General features: G+C 67.0%; 19 protein-coding genes. 12 read left to right on the top strand and 7 right to left on the bottom strand.

The annotated features are described in order from the left end of the window. Positions 1 to 249 precede the first annotated feature (249 nt). The gene (gene wecC, locus HNO88_RS20205; protein WP_184250177.1) at positions 250 to 1,563 is read right to left on the bottom strand and encodes a UDP-N-acetyl-D-mannosamine dehydrogenase; all 1,314 of its coding nucleotides are present in this window, start codon (positions 1,561 to 1,563) and stop codon (positions 250 to 252) included. Next, positions 1,541 to 2,692, bottom strand: a complete 1,152-nt coding sequence (wecB, locus tag HNO88_RS20200; protein WP_184250174.1) for a non-hydrolyzing UDP-N-acetylglucosamine 2-epimerase — start codon at positions 2,690 to 2,692, stop codon at positions 1,541 to 1,543. The genes wecC and wecB overlap by 23 nt, the downstream gene beginning before the upstream one ends. Before the next feature lie 250 nt (positions 2,693 to 2,942). Between wecB and HNO88_RS20195 the strand changes: the two genes are divergently transcribed. The 7 genes from HNO88_RS20195 to HNO88_RS20165 all read left to right on the top strand — a co-directional run bounded on the left by HNO88_RS20195 (position 2,943) and on the right by HNO88_RS20165 (position 8,575). Then, the gene (locus HNO88_RS20195) at positions 2,943 to 4,979 is read left to right on the top strand and encodes a putative bifunctional diguanylate cyclase/phosphodiesterase (protein WP_184250171.1); all 2,037 of its coding nucleotides are present in this window, start codon (positions 2,943 to 2,945) and stop codon (positions 4,977 to 4,979) included. An 18-nt stretch (positions 4,980 to 4,997) separates the two neighbouring features. Next, positions 4,998 to 5,438 carry a BLUF domain-containing protein gene (locus HNO88_RS20190; protein WP_184250168.1) on the top strand — a complete coding sequence of 147 codons (441 nt, stop codon included), beginning with the start codon at positions 4,998 to 5,000 and terminating at the stop codon, positions 5,436 to 5,438. Positions 5,439 to 5,497: 59 nt separating this feature from the next. Continuing rightward, the gene (gene dcd, locus HNO88_RS20185) at positions 5,498 to 6,052 is read left to right on the top strand and encodes a dCTP deaminase (RefSeq protein WP_184250165.1); all 555 of its coding nucleotides are present in this window, start codon (positions 5,498 to 5,500) and stop codon (positions 6,050 to 6,052) included. Positions 6,053 to 6,154: 102 nt separating this feature from the next. Continuing rightward, a complete protein-coding gene (locus HNO88_RS20180; protein WP_184250162.1) occupies positions 6,155 to 6,736 on the top strand; it encodes a DoxX family protein in 582 nt (193 codons plus the stop codon). Positions 6,737 to 6,820: 84 nt separating this feature from the next. Next, positions 6,821 to 7,324, top strand: coding sequence for a nuclear transport factor 2 family protein (locus HNO88_RS20175; protein WP_184250158.1), 504 nt, complete (start codon positions 6,821 to 6,823; stop codon positions 7,322 to 7,324). Next, positions 7,321 to 8,097: an SDR family NAD(P)-dependent oxidoreductase gene (locus tag HNO88_RS20170; protein WP_184250155.1), complete on the top strand. Its 777-nt coding sequence runs from the start codon at positions 7,321 to 7,323 to the stop codon at positions 8,095 to 8,097. The genes HNO88_RS20175 and HNO88_RS20170 overlap by 4 nt, the downstream gene beginning before the upstream one ends. A 10-nt stretch (positions 8,098 to 8,107) precedes the next feature. Continuing rightward, on the top strand, positions 8,108 to 8,575 hold the full coding sequence (locus HNO88_RS20165) for a nuclear transport factor 2 family protein (RefSeq protein ID WP_184250152.1): 468 nt from the start codon (positions 8,108 to 8,110) through the stop codon (positions 8,573 to 8,575). 7 nt (positions 8,576 to 8,582) lie between these two features. Here HNO88_RS20165 and HNO88_RS20160 read toward each other — a convergent pair whose 3' ends face one another. Together HNO88_RS20160 and HNO88_RS20155 are read right to left on the bottom strand one after the other, a co-directional pair. Continuing rightward, positions 8,583 to 8,972: a PilZ domain-containing protein gene (locus HNO88_RS20160; RefSeq protein WP_221420135.1), complete on the bottom strand. Its 390-nt coding sequence runs from the start codon at positions 8,970 to 8,972 to the stop codon at positions 8,583 to 8,585. Between the two features lie 150 nt (positions 8,973 to 9,122). Then, positions 9,123 to 9,953, bottom strand: coding sequence for an SDR family NAD(P)-dependent oxidoreductase (locus HNO88_RS20155; RefSeq protein WP_184250146.1), 831 nt, complete (start codon positions 9,951 to 9,953; stop codon positions 9,123 to 9,125). A 225-nt stretch (positions 9,954 to 10,178) separates the two neighbouring features. On the opposite strand from HNO88_RS20155, the gene HNO88_RS20150 reads away from it, so the two are divergent. Genes HNO88_RS20150 through HNO88_RS20140 form a run of 3 tightly spaced genes read left to right on the top strand, consistent with a single transcriptional unit; the run spans position 10,179 to position 13,055 of the window. Continuing rightward, positions 10,179 to 11,366, top strand: coding sequence for an LLM class flavin-dependent oxidoreductase (locus HNO88_RS20150; RefSeq protein ID WP_184250143.1), 1,188 nt, complete (start codon positions 10,179 to 10,181; stop codon positions 11,364 to 11,366). Then, positions 11,363 to 12,196: an SDR family NAD(P)-dependent oxidoreductase gene (locus HNO88_RS20145; protein WP_184250140.1), complete on the top strand. Its 834-nt coding sequence runs from the start codon at positions 11,363 to 11,365 to the stop codon at positions 12,194 to 12,196. The genes HNO88_RS20150 and HNO88_RS20145 overlap by 4 nt, the downstream gene beginning before the upstream one ends. 1 nt (position 12,197) lies before the next feature. Further along, a complete protein-coding gene (locus HNO88_RS20140) occupies positions 12,198 to 13,055 on the top strand; it encodes an alpha/beta hydrolase fold domain-containing protein (protein ID WP_184250137.1) in 858 nt (285 codons plus the stop codon). Here the strand turns inward: HNO88_RS20140 and HNO88_RS20135 are convergent. Beyond that, positions 13,029 to 13,826: a helix-turn-helix domain-containing protein gene (locus tag HNO88_RS20135; protein ID WP_221420134.1), complete on the bottom strand. Its 798-nt coding sequence runs from the start codon at positions 13,824 to 13,826 to the stop codon at positions 13,029 to 13,031. The genes HNO88_RS20140 and HNO88_RS20135 overlap by 27 nt on opposite strands. Positions 13,827 to 13,920: 94 nt before the next feature. Further along, a complete protein-coding gene (locus tag HNO88_RS20130) occupies positions 13,921 to 14,898 on the bottom strand; it encodes a LysR family transcriptional regulator (protein WP_246382190.1) in 978 nt (325 codons plus the stop codon). Positions 14,899 to 14,978: 80 nt separating this feature from the next. On the opposite strand from HNO88_RS20130, the gene HNO88_RS20125 reads away from it, so the two are divergent. After that, positions 14,979 to 16,781, top strand: coding sequence for a flavin-containing monooxygenase (locus HNO88_RS20125; protein WP_184250129.1), 1,803 nt, complete (start codon positions 14,979 to 14,981; stop codon positions 16,779 to 16,781). Further along, the gene (locus HNO88_RS20120; protein WP_184250126.1) at positions 16,778 to 17,551 is read left to right on the top strand and encodes an SDR family NAD(P)-dependent oxidoreductase; all 774 of its coding nucleotides are present in this window, start codon (positions 16,778 to 16,780) and stop codon (positions 17,549 to 17,551) included. Before HNO88_RS20125 ends, HNO88_RS20120 begins: the two co-directional genes overlap by 4 nt. A 172-nt stretch (positions 17,552 to 17,723) precedes the next feature. Here the strand turns inward: HNO88_RS20120 and HNO88_RS22085 are convergent. Continuing rightward, the coding region (locus HNO88_RS22085; RefSeq protein WP_221420133.1) for a hypothetical protein at positions 17,724 to 17,931 on the bottom strand (208 nt) is incomplete at its 5' end.

Below are 17,931 nucleotides of genomic sequence, written 5' to 3'. Positions count from 1 at the left end.
CCGGTTTCGCCAGTGATGAAACTCGCGTTGGGGCGCCTAGCCGACAGCACCGGACATGCCGAAACCGGTCCCGGGTCGAGCCCGGGACGACGTGGTGTTTCACCCTTCCGTCGCCCCCGCGCAGGCGGGGGTCCCGCTTCTTTCTTCCAAGATCCGAGTAAGAAGCGGGGTCCCCGCCTGCGCGGGGACGACGGATGTTTGGCTGCTGGCTGGCCCGAAAGCCGCAACCTCACCCCGAAAGCCGCAACCTCACCCCGCCAGGCGCACCAGTTCCCGCTCCTCGCGCACGACGCGGGGCTGGTCGGGCCAGATCCCGCGCGTGTCGTAGACCAGCTTGCTCGCCCGCTCGGCCAGGGGGACGACGCGGAACACGTCGTGGTCGACCAGCACGATGAGGATGTCGCAAGTCTCCAGCGCCTCGTCGACGTCGATCTGGACGGCGCCGGTGTCGGTGAATTCAATGGGCAGCTCGCTCGCGTAGGGCTCGACGATGTGCACCCGCTCGCCGTACTTGCGCGCCAGGCGCGCGGCGACGAAGCGGGCCGGGCTCTCGCGGAAGTCATCGATGTTGGCCTTGAAGGCGAGGCCGAGGCAGGCGATCTTCGCGCCCGGATGCGCGGCGACGAGCTCGTCCGCGCGCTTGATCACGTGGTGCATCTTGCCGTCGTTGACCCCGCGCGCGGTGCGGATCAGCGGGGTCTCCTCCGGCGCGCCGTGGACGATGAACCAGGGGTCGACCGCGATGCAGTGGCCGCCGACGCCGGGGCCGGGCGAGAGGATGTTCACGCGCGGGTGGCGATTGGCGAGGCGGATCACCTCCCACACGTCGAGGCCCATGCGGTCCGACACCATCGACAGCTCGTTGGCGAAAGCGATGTTGACGTCGCGGTAGGCGTTCTCGACCAGCTTGGTCATCTCGGCCGAGCGCGCATCGGTGACCACGCACTCGCCGCGCACGAAGCGCTTGTAGAACGCCAGCGCCTTGCGCGCGCAACGCGGCGTGATGCCGCCGATCGAGCGGTCGTTGTTGGTCAGCTCTTCCAGAATGCGGCCGGGAAGCACCCGCTCGGGGCAATAAGCGATCGAGATATCGGGCGTCTCGCGGGTGCAGCCCGGCACCTTCAGGTCGGGACGCATCTGCGCGATCATGTCCCGAAGCTGCTCGGTGGTGCCGACCGGCGAGGTCGATTCGAGGATCACCACGTCGCCCGCCTTCAGCACCGGCGCGATCGTCTTGCCGGCGGCCAGCACGTACGAGATGTCGGGCACGTGGTCCCCGGACTCGTCTTTTCCGAATGGCGTGGGCACCGCGATCACGAACACATCCGCGGGCGCGACCGTGATCGAGGCCGAGAGCAGGCCGCGTGCGACGACGCCCTGCACCAGGCCGTCGAGGTCGACTTCCTCGATGTGGATCTCGCCGCGGTTGATGGTGTCCACCACGCGCTGCGAGACGTCGAGGCCGAGCACCTTGCAGCCCGCACGCGCGATCACCGCAGCGGTGGGAAGTCCGATATACCCCAGGCCGACGACACAGACGTCAGGCTTCGAATCCGATTTCATTGGCGAGCAGCTCCACGATGCGGGCCGAGCTGTGCCCATCCCCGAACGGATTGTGGGCGCGCGCCATGGCCTCGTAAGCTTCCCTATCGTCGAGCAGGGTTGAAATTTCGGTAACGATGGTGGCGGCATCGGTGCCGACCAGCTTGGCGGTGCCGGCCTCGACGCCTTCGGGGCGCTCGGTGGTCTCGCGCATGACCAGCACCGGCTTGCCGAGCGCGGGCGCTTCCTCCTGCACGCCGCCGCTGTCGGTCAGCATGATCTCGGCGATGTTGATGAGCCGCGCGAAGTGCGGGTAGTCCAACGGCTCGATCAGGGCGACGTTGTCTTGTCCCGCAAGCGCGGTGTTCATCACCCGGCGCACGTTGGGGTTCAAGTGGACCGGGAAGATCACCGCGACGTCCGGACGCGATGCGATCTCGCGAATGGCTCGGGCGATGCCGTCCATGCCCTCGCCGAAGTTCTCGCGACGGTGGCTGGTGACGCCGATGATCCGCCGCTGCGCGAAGCGCGACTCGAGTTCGGCCAGGCCGCCGGCGAGTGACGGCTCCGCTTCGATTCGCGCCGAAACCCAGTGCAGCGCATCGATCACGGTATTGCCGGTGACGTGGACGCGGGTTGGATCCGCGTTTTCCTTGAGCAAGGCAGCGGCGGCCGTGGCGGTAGGTGCGAAGTGCAGGCTGGCCATCGACCCGATGATCTTGCGGTTCACCTCTTCGGGCCAGGGGTGATAGATGTTGTAGCTGCGCAGGCCCGCCTCGACATGATCGACCGGCAACTTGCGGTAATAGGCGGCCAGCGCGCCGGCCATGGCGGTGGCGGTGTCACCCTGCACGATCACGCGGGCCGGCTGCACCCGGTCCATCACCTTGCCCAAACCGGTGAGCAGATTGGCGGTCAGCGCGTCGAGCGTCTGGTCGGGCTGCATGACGTCCAGATCGTGGTCGGGCACGATGCCGGCGATCTCCAGCACCTGGTCGAGCATCTGCCGATGCTGCGCCGAGACGCAGACCACGCATTCGAAGCGCGAATCGGCCTTGAGCGCGTGGATCACGGGGAACAGCTTGATCGCTTCCGGCCGAGTGCCGAAGACGACGAGGATGCGGGCTGGCGCGGAAGAGGTCTGGGTCATGAGGGCGCGATACCAGCGCTGTGTTAAGCATGAAATAACCCGGACGCCGGAACCCGAAATCGGCAGGCGCCGTTCGCGAGCATTCGCGATACGGCGGTTTGCCGCTGTTTTTAAGCCCCTGCACCGACGGGTAAATCATCGGTATCGGTGCTGAAATCGGACGATTTTACACGGTTAAGAGAACTTTTATTAAGCAGTGTCAGGCGATGAGCAGCGTGCGGGCCGCAAGCCCGTCGTTACGGAGCCTTGCATGCGTGTTCTCACTTGTCTGGTCTACGAGCACGACCTGTGGATCGTGCTGCTCGCAGCGATCATGTGCCTGGCAGGCTCCGCCGTTTCGATCACCCTGTTCCGCCGGACGCTGGCCGAGCCGGGGACATCGCGCTTCCACTGGTGCTTCCTCTCGGCGGTCACGGCCGGGGCCGCGACCTGGGCGACGCATTTCATCGCCATGCTTGGCTACAAATCGGCCGTTCCGGTCGATTTCGATGGTCCTCTGACGATCGCCTCGGCGCTGATCGCGGTCGCGGGCATCGCGCTGGGACTGCTGTTCGCGATCTCGCGGAACCGTGCGCTTGCAGTGGTGGTCGGCGGCGGCGCGATCGGGCTGTCGATCGCGGCGATGCATTACACGGGCATGTTCGCCTACCGCGCCCAAGGCATCGTCGAGTGGCGTCCGGCTTATGTCATCGCCTCTCTGTTCGTCGCCTCGGGTCTGACGATGGCGCTGATCCACCGCCTGCGCCAGTCGCGGCCCGCCGACCGAATCGTGCCTTGCGCGATGCTGATGCTCGCGATCGTCGGCCTGCACTTCACCGGCATGGCCGCATTCTCGGTCACCCCGATCCCCGGCGTCTCGGCGGGAGCGGATAGCGAAACGTTCACGTCCGTTGCCTTGTCGATCGCGATGGTCGCGCTGCTGATCGTGGGCACCGGGATCTCGACGTACCTGCTGGAGGGCCGCACCCAGTCGCAGTCGCGCGACCGGCTGGCGCACATCGCCATGCACGACGCGCTGACCGGGCTCGCCAACCGCCACAGCTTCTCCGCCACGCTGGAGAGCGAGTGCGGCAAGCTGGCGCGCTATGGCCGCCCCTTCGCGCTGCTGATGCTCGATCTCGACCGGTTCAAGCCGATCAACGATACGCTGGGCCATCCGGTCGGCGATCTGGTGCTGCAGCGCGTGGCCAATCGCCTGCGCCAGGCCGTGCGCGAGGGCGACCTTGTTGCGCGAATCGGCGGGGACGAATTCGCGATCGTCGCGTTCGGAGTCGCCGATGCCGATCAGGCCTCCGCTCTGGCGGCGCGCGTGGTGGAGATCATGTCGCGGCCCTTCGTCGTCGGCGGCAGCGTCGCAGAGCTGGGCGCGAGCGTCGGCATCGCGCTGGCGCCCGATCATGGTGGCGAGAGCGAGCAGCTGATCCAGCACGCCGACGTCGCGCTCTACTCGGCCAAGCGCGACGGCAAGGACCGCTTCTGCCTATTCGAAACCGAGATGATGGACGCCATGCAGCGCCGCCGCTTCCTGGAGGTGGACTTGCGCCGCGCCTGCATGCGCGACGACTTCGAGGTGTTCTACCAGCCGGTCATCGATTCGCAGACCGGAGTGGTGACCGGCGCCGAGGCGCTGCTGCGCTGGCACTGCCCCGAGCGCGGCTACGTGTCTCCCGCCGAGTTCATTCCCATCGCCGAGGAGCTGGGCCTCGTCTCACGCATCGGCGCCAAAGTCCTGCAGCAGGCCTGCCGCGATGCCACGACCTGGCCCGAGGAGCTCGACGTGGCGGTCAACGTCTCTCCGGTGCAGCTGCTCGATCCGCGCCTCCCGCAGATCGTCTCGCAGGCATTGCTCGAGTCGGGGCTGCGCGCCGAGCGGCTCGAGCTCGAGATCACCGAAACCGCGCTGCTGGGCGACGACGAGGCGGCGCTGCGTACGCTCAACCATCTGCGCGACCTGGGCGTACGGATTTCGCTCGACGACTTCGGCACCGGCTACTCGTCGCTCAGCTACCTGCATCGCTTCCCGATCAGCCGGATCAAGATCGACCGCTCGTTCATCTGCAGGCTGCCCGACGACGAGGGCAGCGCGTCGATCGTGCGGGCCATCGCGCAACTGGGCGAGAGCCTGGACATGAAGGTCACCGCCGAAGGAATCGAAACCAGCGAGCAGCTCTCCTTCATCGCCAAGCACGGCTGCGACCACGTGCAGGGCTTTCTCATCAGCCGCCCGATCCGCGTGGCCGATTTCCTGGCCCTGCTCGAGGCGCGCGCCGCCTCCATCGCAGCGTAACGCGCAGGAGCACTGACCATGCCGCTAAGCCGTCTTCTCTATGTCAGCCGTTGCGCGATGCGCGAGACCGGGGCCGAGCGCGATGCCCTCGTGCGCGATCTCGCCGAGCGCTCGGCGAGCCGCAACGCCGCCGCTGGACTGACCGGCAGCCTGCTGCACGTCGGCGACAACTTTGTCCAGGTCCTGGAAGGGCCGATCGACGCGATCGAGCGTACCTTCGAGACGATCTGCTGCGATTTCCGCCATGACGAGGTCAAGCTGATCGACCTGGTTCCTGTGCGCGAGCGTATCTTCCCGGAATGGAGCATGGCGCTGCTGGGTGGCGGCGACAGCACGGCGCTCAAGCTGCGCGACGACCTTGAGGACTTGCGCTTCCTGGTCGGCATCAATGCGCGCGAAGCCGTGTCGCAGATGCGTCGGCTGCTCGATCACGAGATGGCGGTGACGGAGCAGGCCTGAGGCCGCGCGCGGCACAGCTTTCGCTTGCCGAGCCGGCATGCTTCGGGAATGTGCCCGCCATGGCAATACAAAGCGACAAGTGGATCCGCGAGCAGGCACGCTCCAGCGGCATGATCGAGCCTTTCGTGGAAGCGCAGCGCCGCGACGGGTGCATTTCCTACGGGCTTTCGTCCTATGGCTACGACGCGCGCGTGGCGGACGAGTTCAAGATCTTCACCAACGTCGATTCGGCCGTCGTCGACCCGAAGAACTTCGCGGCCAACTCGTTCGTCGATCGCAAGACCGACTGCTGCGTGATCCCGCCCAACTCTTTCGCGCTGGCACGGACGGTCGAATATTTCCGCGTGCCGCGTGACGTGCTGGTCATCTGCCTGGGCAAGTCGACTTATGCGCGCTGCGGTATCATCGTAAACGTGACACCGCTGGAGCCGGGCTGGGAAGGGCACGTTACGCTGGAGTTTTCGAACACCACGCCGCTTCCCGCGAAGGTCTACGCCAACGAAGGCGCGTGCCAGTTCCTGTTCCTCAAGGGCAACGAGCCATGCGAGGTCAGCTATGCCGACCGCGCAGGCAAGTACATGGGCCAGCTTGGGGTGACGCTGCCGAGGCTGTAGGCGGGGCTGGCCTTACACCGGCGCTCGGAACCGTCACCCTCGGGAACAAAGCTTTCGCGCGGCGCTTCCTTCCACGACACCACAGCAGGGAAGAGGCAGGCCATGTCGAAGATTGCCGCGATAATCGGACGCGTGCTGATCGGGCTTCTTTTCGTCGTCAGTGGCATAACGAAGCTTATGAGCATCGGTGCGACGGCGACGATGCTGGGCAGCTATGGCCTTCCCCCAAGCTTCGCCGTGCCGGTCGGCTTGTTCGAACTGGTCGGCGGCCTGTGCCTTGCTGGCGGTTTCGCGGTGCGACTGGTCGCGGTGCTGCTGGCGGTCTTCACCGCGGGCACCATCCTGTTCGCGCACAACCGCTTCGTCGACCCGGCGCAGGCCGCGCAGGCGCTCAAGAACCTTGCCATCATCGGTGGCCTGGCGCTGGCCTTCGCGCATAGCCAGATGTGGGGCCACTACTACACCTTGCGCACTTCGCGCCGCAGCGAAAGCGCCGCGCTTGAGGCCGAGCGCCGCGCGCACGAAGCCGAACTGCGCGCAGCCCGTGCCGAAGCCACCGTCGAGGCGGTGCGGACCACCACGCCAGCCGGCACGCACTACGTCGATACCAATCACGACGGCATCCCCGACACGACCCTTCGTGGCGATGGCGTGCGTCGTCGCAACCGCTGGTTCGACTGGTAGGACCGGCTCCCCACACGGGAACTTGCCCTCCGTTCCGCTCTGCGCTGAACTCGTGTTCAACAGACCAGAACGACCGGAGAGATCATGACCGAAGGCGCGATCGAGCAGCGGCTTGCCGCCCTTGAGGCCCGTTGTCGCAAGGTTGAGGATCACCTGGAGATCCTCAACCTGCTCAACACCTATGGCCCACTGGTCGACAGCGCCACGGCGCGCCCCGCGGGCGAGTTGTGGGTCGAAGGCGGCGGCTACAGCTTCACGCTGCCCGATGGCGGGACCAAGCGCCTGGAAGCGCCCGACGAGCTTGCGGGTATGTACCACTGGGAAGGCCACCTGGATCTGGTCCAGACCGGCTGCGCGCACCTGACCGCCACCCCCAAGATCAGCGTCAAGGGCGACGAGGCTCAGGCCGTTGGGTATTCCGTCGTCATCCTCAGGGAAGAGGATCGCTGGTTCCTGTGGCGCGCGGCGGTGAACCACTGGACCCTGCGCCGCACCGAGCATGGCTGGCGCATCGTCGAGCGCTTCAACCGCGCGCTGGACGGCTCGCCGCAGAGCCATGAGACCATGCGCAAGGTGGCCGCGATATGAGCCGCTTCGCAGGCAAGGTGGCCATCATCACCGGCGCCAGCACCGGCCTCGGCCCGGTGATGGCGCGGATGATGGCAGCACAGGGCGCCAGGCTGGTGCTCGCCGCGCGGCGCCTGGAATTGGTGGAGGAGGCCGCGGCGGCCATCGGCGATCAGGCCGTCGCGGTGCGCGCCGACGTCACCGACGAAGCCGACGTCGCGGCGATGGTGGAGGCGGCGATGAGCCGCTGGGGCCAGGTCGACGTGATGATGAACAACGCCGCGGTCCCCGGTATCGACAAGTACATCTGGGAGCAGACGGTCGACAACTTCCTCGACACCTACAAGGTCGATTGCATGGCCGCGATGTTGTGCACGCGCGAGGTGCTCAACCGCTCGATGCTGGAGCGGCGGACCGGCTCGATCGTCAACTTTTCGTCCAGCGCGGGGTGGGACGGCATGGTGCGCAAGAGCCATTACTCCGCCGCCAAGGGCGCACTGCGCATCCTCACCAAGACGATCGCGCGCGAAGTGGGCGAGTACGGCATCCGCTGCAATTGCGTGGTGCCCGGCGCGATCGGCACCGATCTGATGGTCAACTACATGAAACGCGTGGCCGCCGAACAGGGCAAGAGCCTGGAGGAGATCGAGGCGGGGATCGTTGCCCCGCTGCCGCTCAAGACCTTCTCCACGCCAGAGGACGTCGCGCGCATGGCACTGTTCCTCGCCTCCGACGATGCGCGTACCGTCACCGGCCAGTCGATCAATGTGGACGCGGGACTGGTGATGTCGTGAAAGGTGCCGGATGACCCTCGACGAACTGCTCGCGCGCGAGGCGATCCGCGACCTCATGGCCCGCTACACCACGGCGGGGGATCGCCTGCGGATCGGCGAGTTCGTCGAATGCTTCACGGCCGATGGCGTGATCGAGAGCGAGCACGTGCCCGAAGACCGGGCGTTCCGCTATCAGGGGCACGACGCGATCCGCGCGTGGCAGGAACGCTGGCTGCTGAAGGAAGGCGCGATCCACGGGGCGACGTTCGTGCGCCATCACCTTTCTACCTCGCGAATAGAACTCATCGAACCGCGCACGGCGCAGGCCCGGACCTATTGGGTGGCCTGGACCGACATCGGGCCCGATCATGCGGGCTACTATCTGGATCGCTTCGAGAAGATCGACGGCGCCTGGCTGATCGCGCATCGCCGGGTGCGGCTGGACTGGGAGGCGGAGGGGAGCCTGTTCAAGTCGGCCATCGGCAACACCAAGGCCTGACCGACCGTCACAGGCGCACGTTGCCCTTCACGAAGGACTGCGCCGAACGACGCGTCAGCTCGCGCTCGGCCGGCAGGCGCTCGGTCGCGTCGAGCTGGCGGGTGCCGACCAGCACCACCTGGCCGAGCGGATCGGCCAGCCGGATGCCGTAGTGGCGTGCCGCGCTCCACGCCACGTCGCCGAATGCCTCGAACCCGCTCCACAACAGCATGACCTCGTCGCCGACGCGCAACGGTTTGCCCGCGATGACTTGCGCGCCGTAGGTCGAAAGGTCGGTCAGGATGACATGCTGCGTGCCCGACCGGCTGACCAGCCGCGCGGCGAGGCGCACCCGCAGCCGTGCACTCTCGCGGCGGCCGCGCGGGTTGTCGAAGGAGGATGACGAGTGGGGGACCATGCCCACCGGTGTAGCGGCGGGCGACTACCGCTCGCCTTAGCACGCCATCCGTAAACCGACGGGGGGCGGCGCTGCCGCGGTTCGCGTCAGGCGATGGCCTGCGCGCCGCCCGTCACGAGTGCGACTTTGCCTGCACACGCAATTGGACGCTCATGGCATCGACACTCCGCCGTTGGGACGAAGGATCTGCCCGGTCATGAAGCGGCTGGCGTCCGAGGCGAGATAGAGTGCGGCCAGCGCGATGTCGCGTGTCGTGCCGGTGATCCCCAGCGGCGAGGCCTGGGCGCGCTGCTGGAGGCCGAGCTCGCGCTTGTCGGGGTCGATCGCGCCGCTTGCGTCGCGGAAGCTGTGCAGGCCCATCGGCGTTTCGACCCAACCTGGCGCGATCGCATTGGCGCGGATGCCGAAGGGGCCGAGTTCCTTTGCCACCGTACGCGTCAGCATGTTCACGGCGGCCTTGGACATCGAATAGAGGGACAGGCCCGGCACCGCCGTCTCACCGCCGCTGGAGGACAAGTTGACGATGGAGCCGCCCGCGCGCCTCATCGCGCGCCCCGCGGCGACACAGCCCCAGTAGACGCCCTTCAGGTTGATTGCGAGCAGGCGATCCAGTTCATCCTCCCGGGCCTCGAGCAAGGGTCGGTGGACGATGATGCCCGCCACGTTGATCCAGATGTCGAGGCGGCCCGTCTCGGCCAGCGCGAGGTCCGCCAGTGCTTCGATCTCCGCTCGGCAGGAGACGTCGGCCACCTGCGTGATCGCGGGCGGCCCTGCTTCACCGATCAGCCTTGCCGTCTCGGCGAGGCCGTCTTCGTTCACGTCGCTGACCAGCGTGCGGGCGCCGGCCTGGGCAAGCAGGCGCGCCGTCTCGCGGCCGATGCCCGAGGCTGCCCCGGTGATGACGGCCGTGCGACCGCTCAGGTCGAACTCCTGGGCGATGGCTCTTTGCGGCACCTCTTGGGCGACAGGTTCGGTCTGCATGGCGCATCCTCTCGATCGGTTCTCGAATTTTCGAGACAAGGCTGCGATCATGGTGGCGAGCGGTCAATCGTCATTCTGCCGCCGAACCGATCCGCCGCGCAAATTCGTATATACGCAGCTCGTTTTCCGTAATGATGTATTTACGCTGGAGCCGTCGTTTTGAATTGCAGTGCCGGATCATCGTCGCCTAGCAATCTTGCAACAAGACAAGATCGGGAGACGACTATGGACCTGAGCCTCCTTTACGAATTCGATGTGCCGCAGCCCTGGGCCGGCGAACATCCCTGGGGCCAGCGCACCGAAGAGCGCCGCGTCTACAAGGAGAACATCGAGCAGATCGTCCTGGCCGACAAGGTGGGCTTCGACACCGTCTGGCTGGTGGAGCACCACTTCCGCGAGAACCGCAGCCACATGCCCTGCAACGAAGCCGTGCTCGGCGCGCTGTCGCAGATCACCGACCGGATCAAGCTGGGCTTCGGCGTCTCGCTGATGCCGCACGAATTCGTCCATCCCGCCCGCGTTGCCGAGAAGGTCGCGACCGTGGACGTGCTCTCGCGGGGTCGGGCCGTGTGGGGCATGGGCCGCTCGACACCGATGGAGCAGATCGCGTTCGGCGTCGACATTCCCGCCAGCAAGGACAAGATGAAGGCCGCCGCGCGCACCGTCGTCGGCATGTGGGAGCAGGAATACTACGAGGAGGATTCCGAGTATCTCAAGTTCCCCAAGCGGATGGTGACGCCCAAGCCCTACCAGTACCCGCACCCGCCCGCATGGATGGCCGCCGCCACCGAAAGCAGCGCGACGATGGCGGGCGAGAACGGCTGCGGATTGCTGTGCTTCTCCATCATGCAGCCGCTCGACAAGCTGGCCTCGATCATCAAGACCTATCGCGCCGCGCAGGAAACCGCGGTGCCGCTGACCGGCGTGCACACCAACAAGGTGGGCGTGTACACCTTGGTCCACTGCGCGGAATCGCGTGACAGCTTTGCCACCAATCGCGTCTGGGAATCGATGTGGTGGTGGTATGAAGGCCTGGCCAAGTTCCACCTCAAGTGGGAGATGGCCCATCTCTCCGACGAGCAGAAGGCCGACGCCTTCCCGCTGCTGGAAGCGAAGGTGCGCAACGACTTCGACATCGAGCGCTTCGACCAGGAGGACATGGTGATCGCCGGTACGCCGGACGAATGCCTGCAGAAGTTCCTGCGCTGGGAGGAGATCGGCGTCGACCAGCTCCTGTGCTACCTGAACTTCGGATACCTGCCGCACGAAGCGGTGATGAAGTCGATCGAGCTGCTCGGCACGCGTGTCATGCCGGAATTGCAGAAGCGAGGTGCGTCGCGAGCCGCCGCGAGCCTTGGCCAGCGGATCGGCGACACCGAGCGCGAGCTTCGTTCCGATCGGCAGGCCGCATGAGCGGGTCCGCAGTGGAGCGCGATCTCTTCGGGTTCGCAGGCCGGCGCATCCTCATCGTCGGCGGCGGCCAGGGCATGGGCGAGGCGACCGCCCGGCTGCTCGCCTCCCTCGGCGCAGAGCTTGCGTTGCTGGACATCGAGATCGCGCGGGCCGAGCGGGTGAGGCGCGATGTCGAACAACTGGGCGTGCGGGCCTACGCGGTCCAGGCCGACGTGACCGACGAGGCTTCGCTGACAGCCGCCTTTGCGCAAGTGGAGCGCGAGTTCGGGCCGGTCGACGGCCTGGTCACGATCATCGGCATGGCGGCATGGAGCTCGCTTGCCGAGATGACGACCGAGATCTGGGACGCCGACCACAACCGCAACTTGCGTTATGTGTTCATCGCCGCGCGCGAGTTCGCGCGTAGCCTCATCGCGCGTGGGGCACCGGGTTCGCTGGTCACGATCGCCTCGGTGGATGGCCTTCGCTCCGCCCAGAACCACGGCTCCTACGGGGCGGCCAAGGCGGGGCTCGTCAATCTCGTGCGGACCATGGCGCAGGAGTGGGCACCCCATGGTATCCGGGCCAACTGCGTCGCGCCCGGCGGCGTCGTGACCCCGCGCATTCCGCTGGGAGACCCCGAGCGTGAAGCCCAGGGCATGGCGAACGTGCCGATGAAGCGGCGCGGCACCACGGACGAGATCGCCAATGCGGTCGGGTTCCTGCTGTCCGACATGGCGACCTACGTCACCGGGCAGACGCTTGCGGTGGACGGCGGGTACATCGCGGCGGGCGGATTCAGCACCAAGCTACCGGCACCACAGGGCCAGACGATCGGGGTCGGTACCTAGCGTGACGCATCCGGATGCGCTGCCCGAACGCCCGGGCCAATCCGCTCCAGCAGACCTGCAAGGCAAGCGCCACATGCTCGCCGCCGTGATCGCCGGTGGCGCTCTGCCGGAGGCGGAAGGGCAAGTCGACGAGGTCATTGCGCGCGTGCGCACGATCCGGTTCGGCCATGCTCGCCCGGATGCTCCCACCATCGTCCACTTTCACGGCGGCGGCTTCCGGCAGGGCGCGCCTGAAGTCTGCGCCCGCTATGCCTCGGCTCTGGCGCACGCGACGGGGGCGACCGTACTTTGCCCGGCCTACCGCCTGGCTCCGGAGGCGCCGTTTCCCGCGGGCTTGAACGACGGGATGCGCGTGCTGCGGCACCTGGCCCCATCGCCTGCCCCACTCATGCTCGCCGGCGATTCCGCGGGCGGCGCGATCGCGGCGGCCCTGGCGCAGCTTTGCGCGCGGGACGGTATCGCGGTTGCCGGCCTCGTCCTGCATTCGCCGTGGCTCGATCTGCGGGTCACCAGCGCTTCCTACCGTACCAATGCCGGGTCGGACCCGCTGTTCTCGGAAGGCTCGGCGACCGAGGCGGCGCGGATGTACTTGCAGGGCTATCCCGCCACCGATCCGCTGGCCTCGCCAGTGCTTGGCGACCCCGCGCTATTCCCGCCCACTTACATCAGCGTCGGCCTCGGAGAGGTGCTGCTCGATGATGCCCGGGCCTTCCACCGGCGGCTCATTGCCGCCTCGGTTCCTGCGACCCTCCACGAGGTTGCGGGGATGGATCATGTCGCGGTGACGCGCGGCCCGGACCTGCCCGGCTCGCGCGAGGTCCTGGCCGCCACCTTATCCTTCCTCGCCGGCCTCCACTGAGCGCCCGCATCGATCGCGAATGGCACCGCGTGCCATCTCCACCAGAGCCGGGGCATCGTCGCGAACCGCCTCATACGGCCCGGCGATGCCGAGCACGGTCGGCACCTGGAAGATCGTGGCGGGCAGGGGCAGTGCGATCGACCAGATCCGGTCGTCCGCACTCGGCCCTTGCGCGAAGCCCTGCGCGCGCACCGCGGCGATCTCAGCGGGCAGCGCCTGCATGCGCGCCTGGCTCAAGCGCGCACGGACCGCGAGCCGCGTGACATCGGCATCGTCCAGCGTGGACAGGTAAGCCGATCCCACTGCCGAGCCGAAGATCGAGATGCGCAGGCCCCGTTCCGCCGTGGCGCCTTCGGGAATGGCGGAATCGATGATCTGCATGAACAGGTCGTTCGGCGAAGATGCCGTGGCGACGAGGTTCGTTCGCAGCCCGACCTCAGCCAGCAAGTCTCCGACGTCGGCACCGGGACCATACAGCACGCCGATCCAGCGGCTGAACTTGGTCAGTCGCGCCGACGGCAGGTAAGTCTTCCTGCGGGCATCGAACACCAGGTGGCCCGAGCCGATCATGGTCTTGAGCATCTGGTTGGTGGAGGACGGATTGAGATCGAGCGCCGCGCCGATCTCGACCGCGCGCAAGGGGCAGCGCCGTATTCCGAACAGCTCCAGCACATCCAGCGCCCGCGTTGCCGACCGCGACCGGCTGCGCTGCTCGCCCGGGCGCTTCACGACAGCGGGGGATCTGTTGGGCTTGGGGGCGTCGGACAACATCTTGAACCAGGGCCATGGACGAGAACGACCGGCCTTAGCATCGTCGCGCCAGCGCCACCAAGCTTGCCCGCGCGACCGCAGTCGTGGACGCTCTTCAGCCCGGCCGATCGTCCGCTACACCGCGCATGGCGGCCCGCAAGGCCTCTCCCAGCTTCAGCATCGCCGGAGAGCGCGATCGCCGTGCCAGGGTGTAGATCATGATGGGCATGGTAACGCGTGCCCGGTCTCCCACCGGGATCTCCTCGACCAGGCCTTGCGCCATCTGCGGCCGGACTGCGACGGCCGATGCGATGAGGATCGCGTCGGTGGCCTGCGTCAGCTTGGCCAGGATGTCGTAGTCCTCGACGATGTGCCTTGGCCCCGAGATCAGGCGGGTCACGCGCGCGGGCAGGTGCGTGAACGTGCCCGCCTCGCCCGCCAGCAGCACGGGGTATGGCCCCTCGTCGTCGAGGTTCGTCAAGGCAGGGTGGCCCGCCCGGACCAGCAACGACAGCGGAAAGGCGCCGAGCCGTTCGGCTCGGATCGCCGGGTCCTGCGAAAGTCCGCTCTCGGCGCTGACGAAGAAGTCGATCTCCCCCGCCTTCAGCATGGGCGACAGGGCCTCGATGCTGCGGATCGCAACGCGATTGCGCCATGCCGGGGCCGCGGCGATGGCGTCGCTCAGGACTGGCGCCAGGAGTGCGCGGGCGACGAGCGGCTCCATTCCGAAGGCGATCTCGCCTTCCTCCAGCAAGGCCGTGCGCTGCATGAAGGTCGCCAGATCGTCCGCGCCCGCAAGCAGCGCGCTTGCCCGCTCCACGAAGGCGGCTCCGGCGCGCGTCAGGCTGACACCGCCCCGATCGCGGTCGAACAGCCGCGAACCGCACTCACGCTCCACCGCCTGGATGCTGCGCGTCAACGCGGATTGCGAGAGGCCCAACCGTTCGGCGGCGCGCACGTAGTTGAGGGTGTGCGAAAGCGCCACGACATGCCTCAGACTGCGAAGATCCACGTTGCACCGATCGCATATGTTCCAGCCATCATATGCATTGGACGCTGCATGCTTTGACTGCAATCCTGCTCTTGCCGCCATGGGTGCAAGCAGGGCGGCGGGGATGCGGTGAAGGCCGACACGAGCAGGTGACAGGCTCGGGCGGTCGAAAGGATGGCGACATGGGCCGGCAAGACCAGGGCGAACTGCGCTTCTCGCCCGAAGAGTTGCGGCGCAAGTACGCGGCCGAGCGTGAGAAGCGGCTCAGGCCGGATGGTATCGCTCAGTACCGCGATTTTGCAGGGATCTTCTCCGAAGACGACCCCTATACGCCCCGCGTGGAGCGATTGCCGCGCCATGAGACGATCGACGTGGTCGTGATCGGCGGGGGCTTCGGCGGGCTGCTGACGGCGGCTGAACTGCGCAAGGCCGGTATCGGCGACTTCCGCATCGTCGAGAAGGCAGGCGACTTCGGCGGGACTTGGTACTGGAACCGCTATCCGGGGGTGCGCTGCGACGTGGAGTCGTACATCTACCTGCCGCTGCTGGAGGAGATGGGCTACGAACCCCGCGAGCGGTACGCCACCGGCGCCGAGATCCTCGCCTACTGCCAGCAGATCGGGCGCCGCTATGCGCTCTACGAGACGGCGCTGTTCCAGACCGCGGTGACCGAGGTGCGCTGGAGCGAGAAAAACCGCCGATGGTCGGTGCTGACGGATCGCGGCGACGTGCTGGACGCCCGCTTCGTGGTTGTCGCCGGCGGTGTCCTGCACAAACCGAAGCTGCCGGGCATACCCGGCATCGAGACGTTCGCAGGCGAAAGCTTCCACACCTCGCGGTGGGATTATGCCGTGACCGGCGGAGATGCCGGCGGTGGCCTGGACAAGCTGGCCGGGAAACGCGTGGGCATCATCGGCACCGGGGCGACGGCCGTGCAGGCGATCCCGCTGCTCGCGCAAGGTGCGGGCCACCTCCATGTCTTCCAGCGCACGCCGTCGGGCGTCGGTGAGCGCGGCAATGCGACGACCGACCGGCAGTGGTACGCCGCCCTTGCGCCCGGCTGGCAACGCGAGCGGATGGCCAATTTCACTTCCATCACCGCAGGCCAGGTGCCCGATCGCATTCTGGTCGAGGACGGCTGGACCGATGTGTTCCTGCCCCTCGTCGATGCCGCGGCGAGCGACCCCGCAAACGCGGCCGAACAGCGCGAACTGGCCGATATGCGCAACATGGAGCGGATCCGCGCGCGCGTAGACGCCCTTGTCGACGACCCGGTCACCGCCGAGGCGCTCAAGCCGTACTACCACCAGATGTGCAAGCGTCCCTGCTTCCACGACGAGTACCTGGCCACGTTCAATCGCCCGAACGTCACGCTGGTCGACACCGATGGCGTGGGCGTGGAGCGGATCACGCCCAAGGGCGTGGTCGTGGGCGGGACGGAGTACGAACTGGATTGCCTGATCCATGCGTCGGGCTTCGAGGTCGCGACGATCCAGACCCGCAGGCTGGGCTTCGACATGATCGGCCGCGCGGGGCAATCGCTGGAAGCCAGCTTGGAGCGCGGTGCCGAGACGCTGTTCGGCCTGCACCGGCTGGGCTTCCCCAACCTGTTCCTGTTCAGCACGACGCAAGCCGGCGCCTCGATCAATTTCGTACACGTCCTGGTCGAGCTTGCCGAGCATGCGGCCTACGTAATCCGCAAGGCGAGGGAGCAGGGTGCGACGACGGTCGAGCCGAGCCGCGAAGCCACGGAAGGCTGGCTTCGGATCGTCCTGAGCCGGCTGCAGGGCTTCGGCGAGTTCCAGCGCCAGTGCACGCCGGGCTACTTCAACAACGAAGGCAACCTGGGCGGCGGCGTCCTGCGCAATGTGGGCTTCGTCGGCGATGCCAACGAATACTTCGCCATGCTGCACGAATGGCGCGCGGCGGAGCGGATGGAAGGCCTGGTCCTGACGATAGACGCGCAGCAGGAGATGACGCGATGAGCGACGATCGTTTCGCCGGTGAATTCGCGGGGAAGACCGTGATCGTCACCGGGGCCGCCTCCGGCCTCGGCAAAGTGACGGCCGCCGCCTTCGCGCGGTCCGGGGCGGACGTCGCCATGGTCGATATCGATCGTGACGGTCTGGAGCAGTCTGTAGAGGCGGTTCGGGCCGAAGGCGGCAGCGCGCGTCCCATCCTTGCCGACCTTTCGCAGTCCGACGTCGGCAGCATGGTCATAGACGCGACGGTGCAGGCATTCGGCACCATCGACGTGCTGGTGAACGTCGCGGGCGTGTTCCACTTCAGTCCCGTGCCCCAGACCACGGCGGAGGCCTGGGACCGCGTGTTCGCGATCAACCTGCGCGCGCCGTTCCTGCTGTGCCAGGCCGCGCTGCCGCACCTGGTCGAGCGCGCCGGCGCCATCGTCAACATCGCGTCGAGTTCCGCGTTCTTCGGCCACGCCTACCTGACCGCCTATGGCGCCAGCAAGGCCGCGCTGGTCAGCCTGACCAAGTCGCTGGCGATGGAATACGCGCGCACCCCGGTGCGCATCAACGCCCTGGCGCCGGGTGGCATGATGACGCCCATGGTCAGCGGCATGACGTCCATGTCCGACGGCATCGATCGCGACCTGGTCTCCCGCTACGGCGGCCTGCGCCCGCCCAACGAGCCGGAGGACCTGGTGGACCTGATCCTGTTCCTAGCCTCGCCGCGAGCCACGGCGGTGCATGGCGCGTGCTTCGCCGCGGACCGAGGGATCACTGCGGGCTGACATCCCACGAGCGTATCCGCCCAGGCGTCCGAGGTCTCATGATCTCGTCGTCGACCGCCTGACCCAAGGTTTGCTCTCAAGCCGTTCGAGGTGGGACGGTGAGAAAGGATCGAGAGCGAGGCCGTCGGCGCTGAGGCCTTCTGCGTTCTCTGCCCAGCATGAGAGATTGGCGTCACCAATTCGGCGAGGCGTACATCATACTGACTGATTCAGAAGCTGAGCTCTGGGGAAAAGGCGCGGACCAGGCGGCCTCCGCATCAGAGAGCGCGATCAAGCCTGCTAACGCGTAAGCGTCCGGTGAGCGGTTCTGCTCAGGCGGCGCGGTAGTTCCAAGGCAAGAGATCGTCGATTTGACGGTTGGGGTGGTCGGCGATGCGGTT

This window comes from Novosphingobium chloroacetimidivorans (assembly GCF_014204535.1).
Classification (GTDB): domain Bacteria; phylum Pseudomonadota; class Alphaproteobacteria; order Sphingomonadales; family Sphingomonadaceae; genus Novosphingobium; species Novosphingobium chloroacetimidivorans.
The sequence above is the reverse complement of the archived record's forward strand: the minus strand, read 5'-3'. Positions and strand labels throughout refer to the sequence as shown.

Bases quoted from the DNA above. Each gene is read 5' to 3' on its own strand.
- HNO88_RS20175 (WP_184250158.1), top strand. From the start codon at position 6,821: ATGACCGAAGGCGCGATCGAGCAGCGGCTTGCCGCCCTTGAGGCCCGT.
- HNO88_RS20170 (WP_184250155.1), top strand. From the start codon at position 7,321: ATGAGCCGCTTCGCAGGCAAGGTGGCCATCATCACCGGCGCCAGCACC.
- HNO88_RS20135 (WP_221420134.1), bottom strand. From the start codon at position 13,826: ATGTTGTCCGACGCCCCCAAGCCCAACAGATCCCCCGCTGTCGTGAAG.
- wecC (WP_184250177.1), bottom strand. From the start codon at position 1,563: ATGAAATCGGATTCGAAGCCTGACGTCTGTGTCGTCGGCCTGGGGTAT.
- HNO88_RS20155 (WP_184250146.1), bottom strand. From the start codon at position 9,953: ATGCAGACCGAACCTGTCGCCCAAGAGGTGCCGCAAAGAGCCATCGCC.
- HNO88_RS20150 (WP_184250143.1), top strand. From the start codon at position 10,179: ATGGACCTGAGCCTCCTTTACGAATTCGATGTGCCGCAGCCCTGGGCC.
- HNO88_RS20180 (WP_184250162.1), top strand. From the start codon at position 6,155: ATGTCGAAGATTGCCGCGATAATCGGACGCGTGCTGATCGGGCTTCTT.
- HNO88_RS20130 (WP_246382190.1), bottom strand. From the start codon at position 14,898: ATGGCGGCAAGAGCAGGATTGCAGTCAAAGCATGCAGCGTCCAATGCA.
- wecB (WP_184250174.1), bottom strand. From the start codon at position 2,692: ATGACCCAGACCTCTTCCGCGCCAGCCCGCATCCTCGTCGTCTTCGGC.
- dcd (WP_184250165.1), top strand. From the start codon at position 5,498: ATGGCAATACAAAGCGACAAGTGGATCCGCGAGCAGGCACGCTCCAGC.
- HNO88_RS20160 (WP_221420135.1), bottom strand. From the start codon at position 8,972: ATGGTCCCCCACTCGTCATCCTCCTTCGACAACCCGCGCGGCCGCCGC.
- HNO88_RS20165 (WP_184250152.1), top strand. From the start codon at position 8,108: ATGACCCTCGACGAACTGCTCGCGCGCGAGGCGATCCGCGACCTCATG.
- HNO88_RS20120 (WP_184250126.1), top strand. From the start codon at position 16,778: ATGAGCGACGATCGTTTCGCCGGTGAATTCGCGGGGAAGACCGTGATC.
- HNO88_RS20125 (WP_184250129.1), top strand. From the start codon at position 14,979: ATGGGCCGGCAAGACCAGGGCGAACTGCGCTTCTCGCCCGAAGAGTTG.
- HNO88_RS20195 (WP_184250171.1), top strand. From the start codon at position 2,943: ATGCGTGTTCTCACTTGTCTGGTCTACGAGCACGACCTGTGGATCGTG.
- HNO88_RS20190 (WP_184250168.1), top strand. From the start codon at position 4,998: ATGCCGCTAAGCCGTCTTCTCTATGTCAGCCGTTGCGCGATGCGCGAG.
- HNO88_RS20145 (WP_184250140.1), top strand. From the start codon at position 11,363: ATGAGCGGGTCCGCAGTGGAGCGCGATCTCTTCGGGTTCGCAGGCCGG.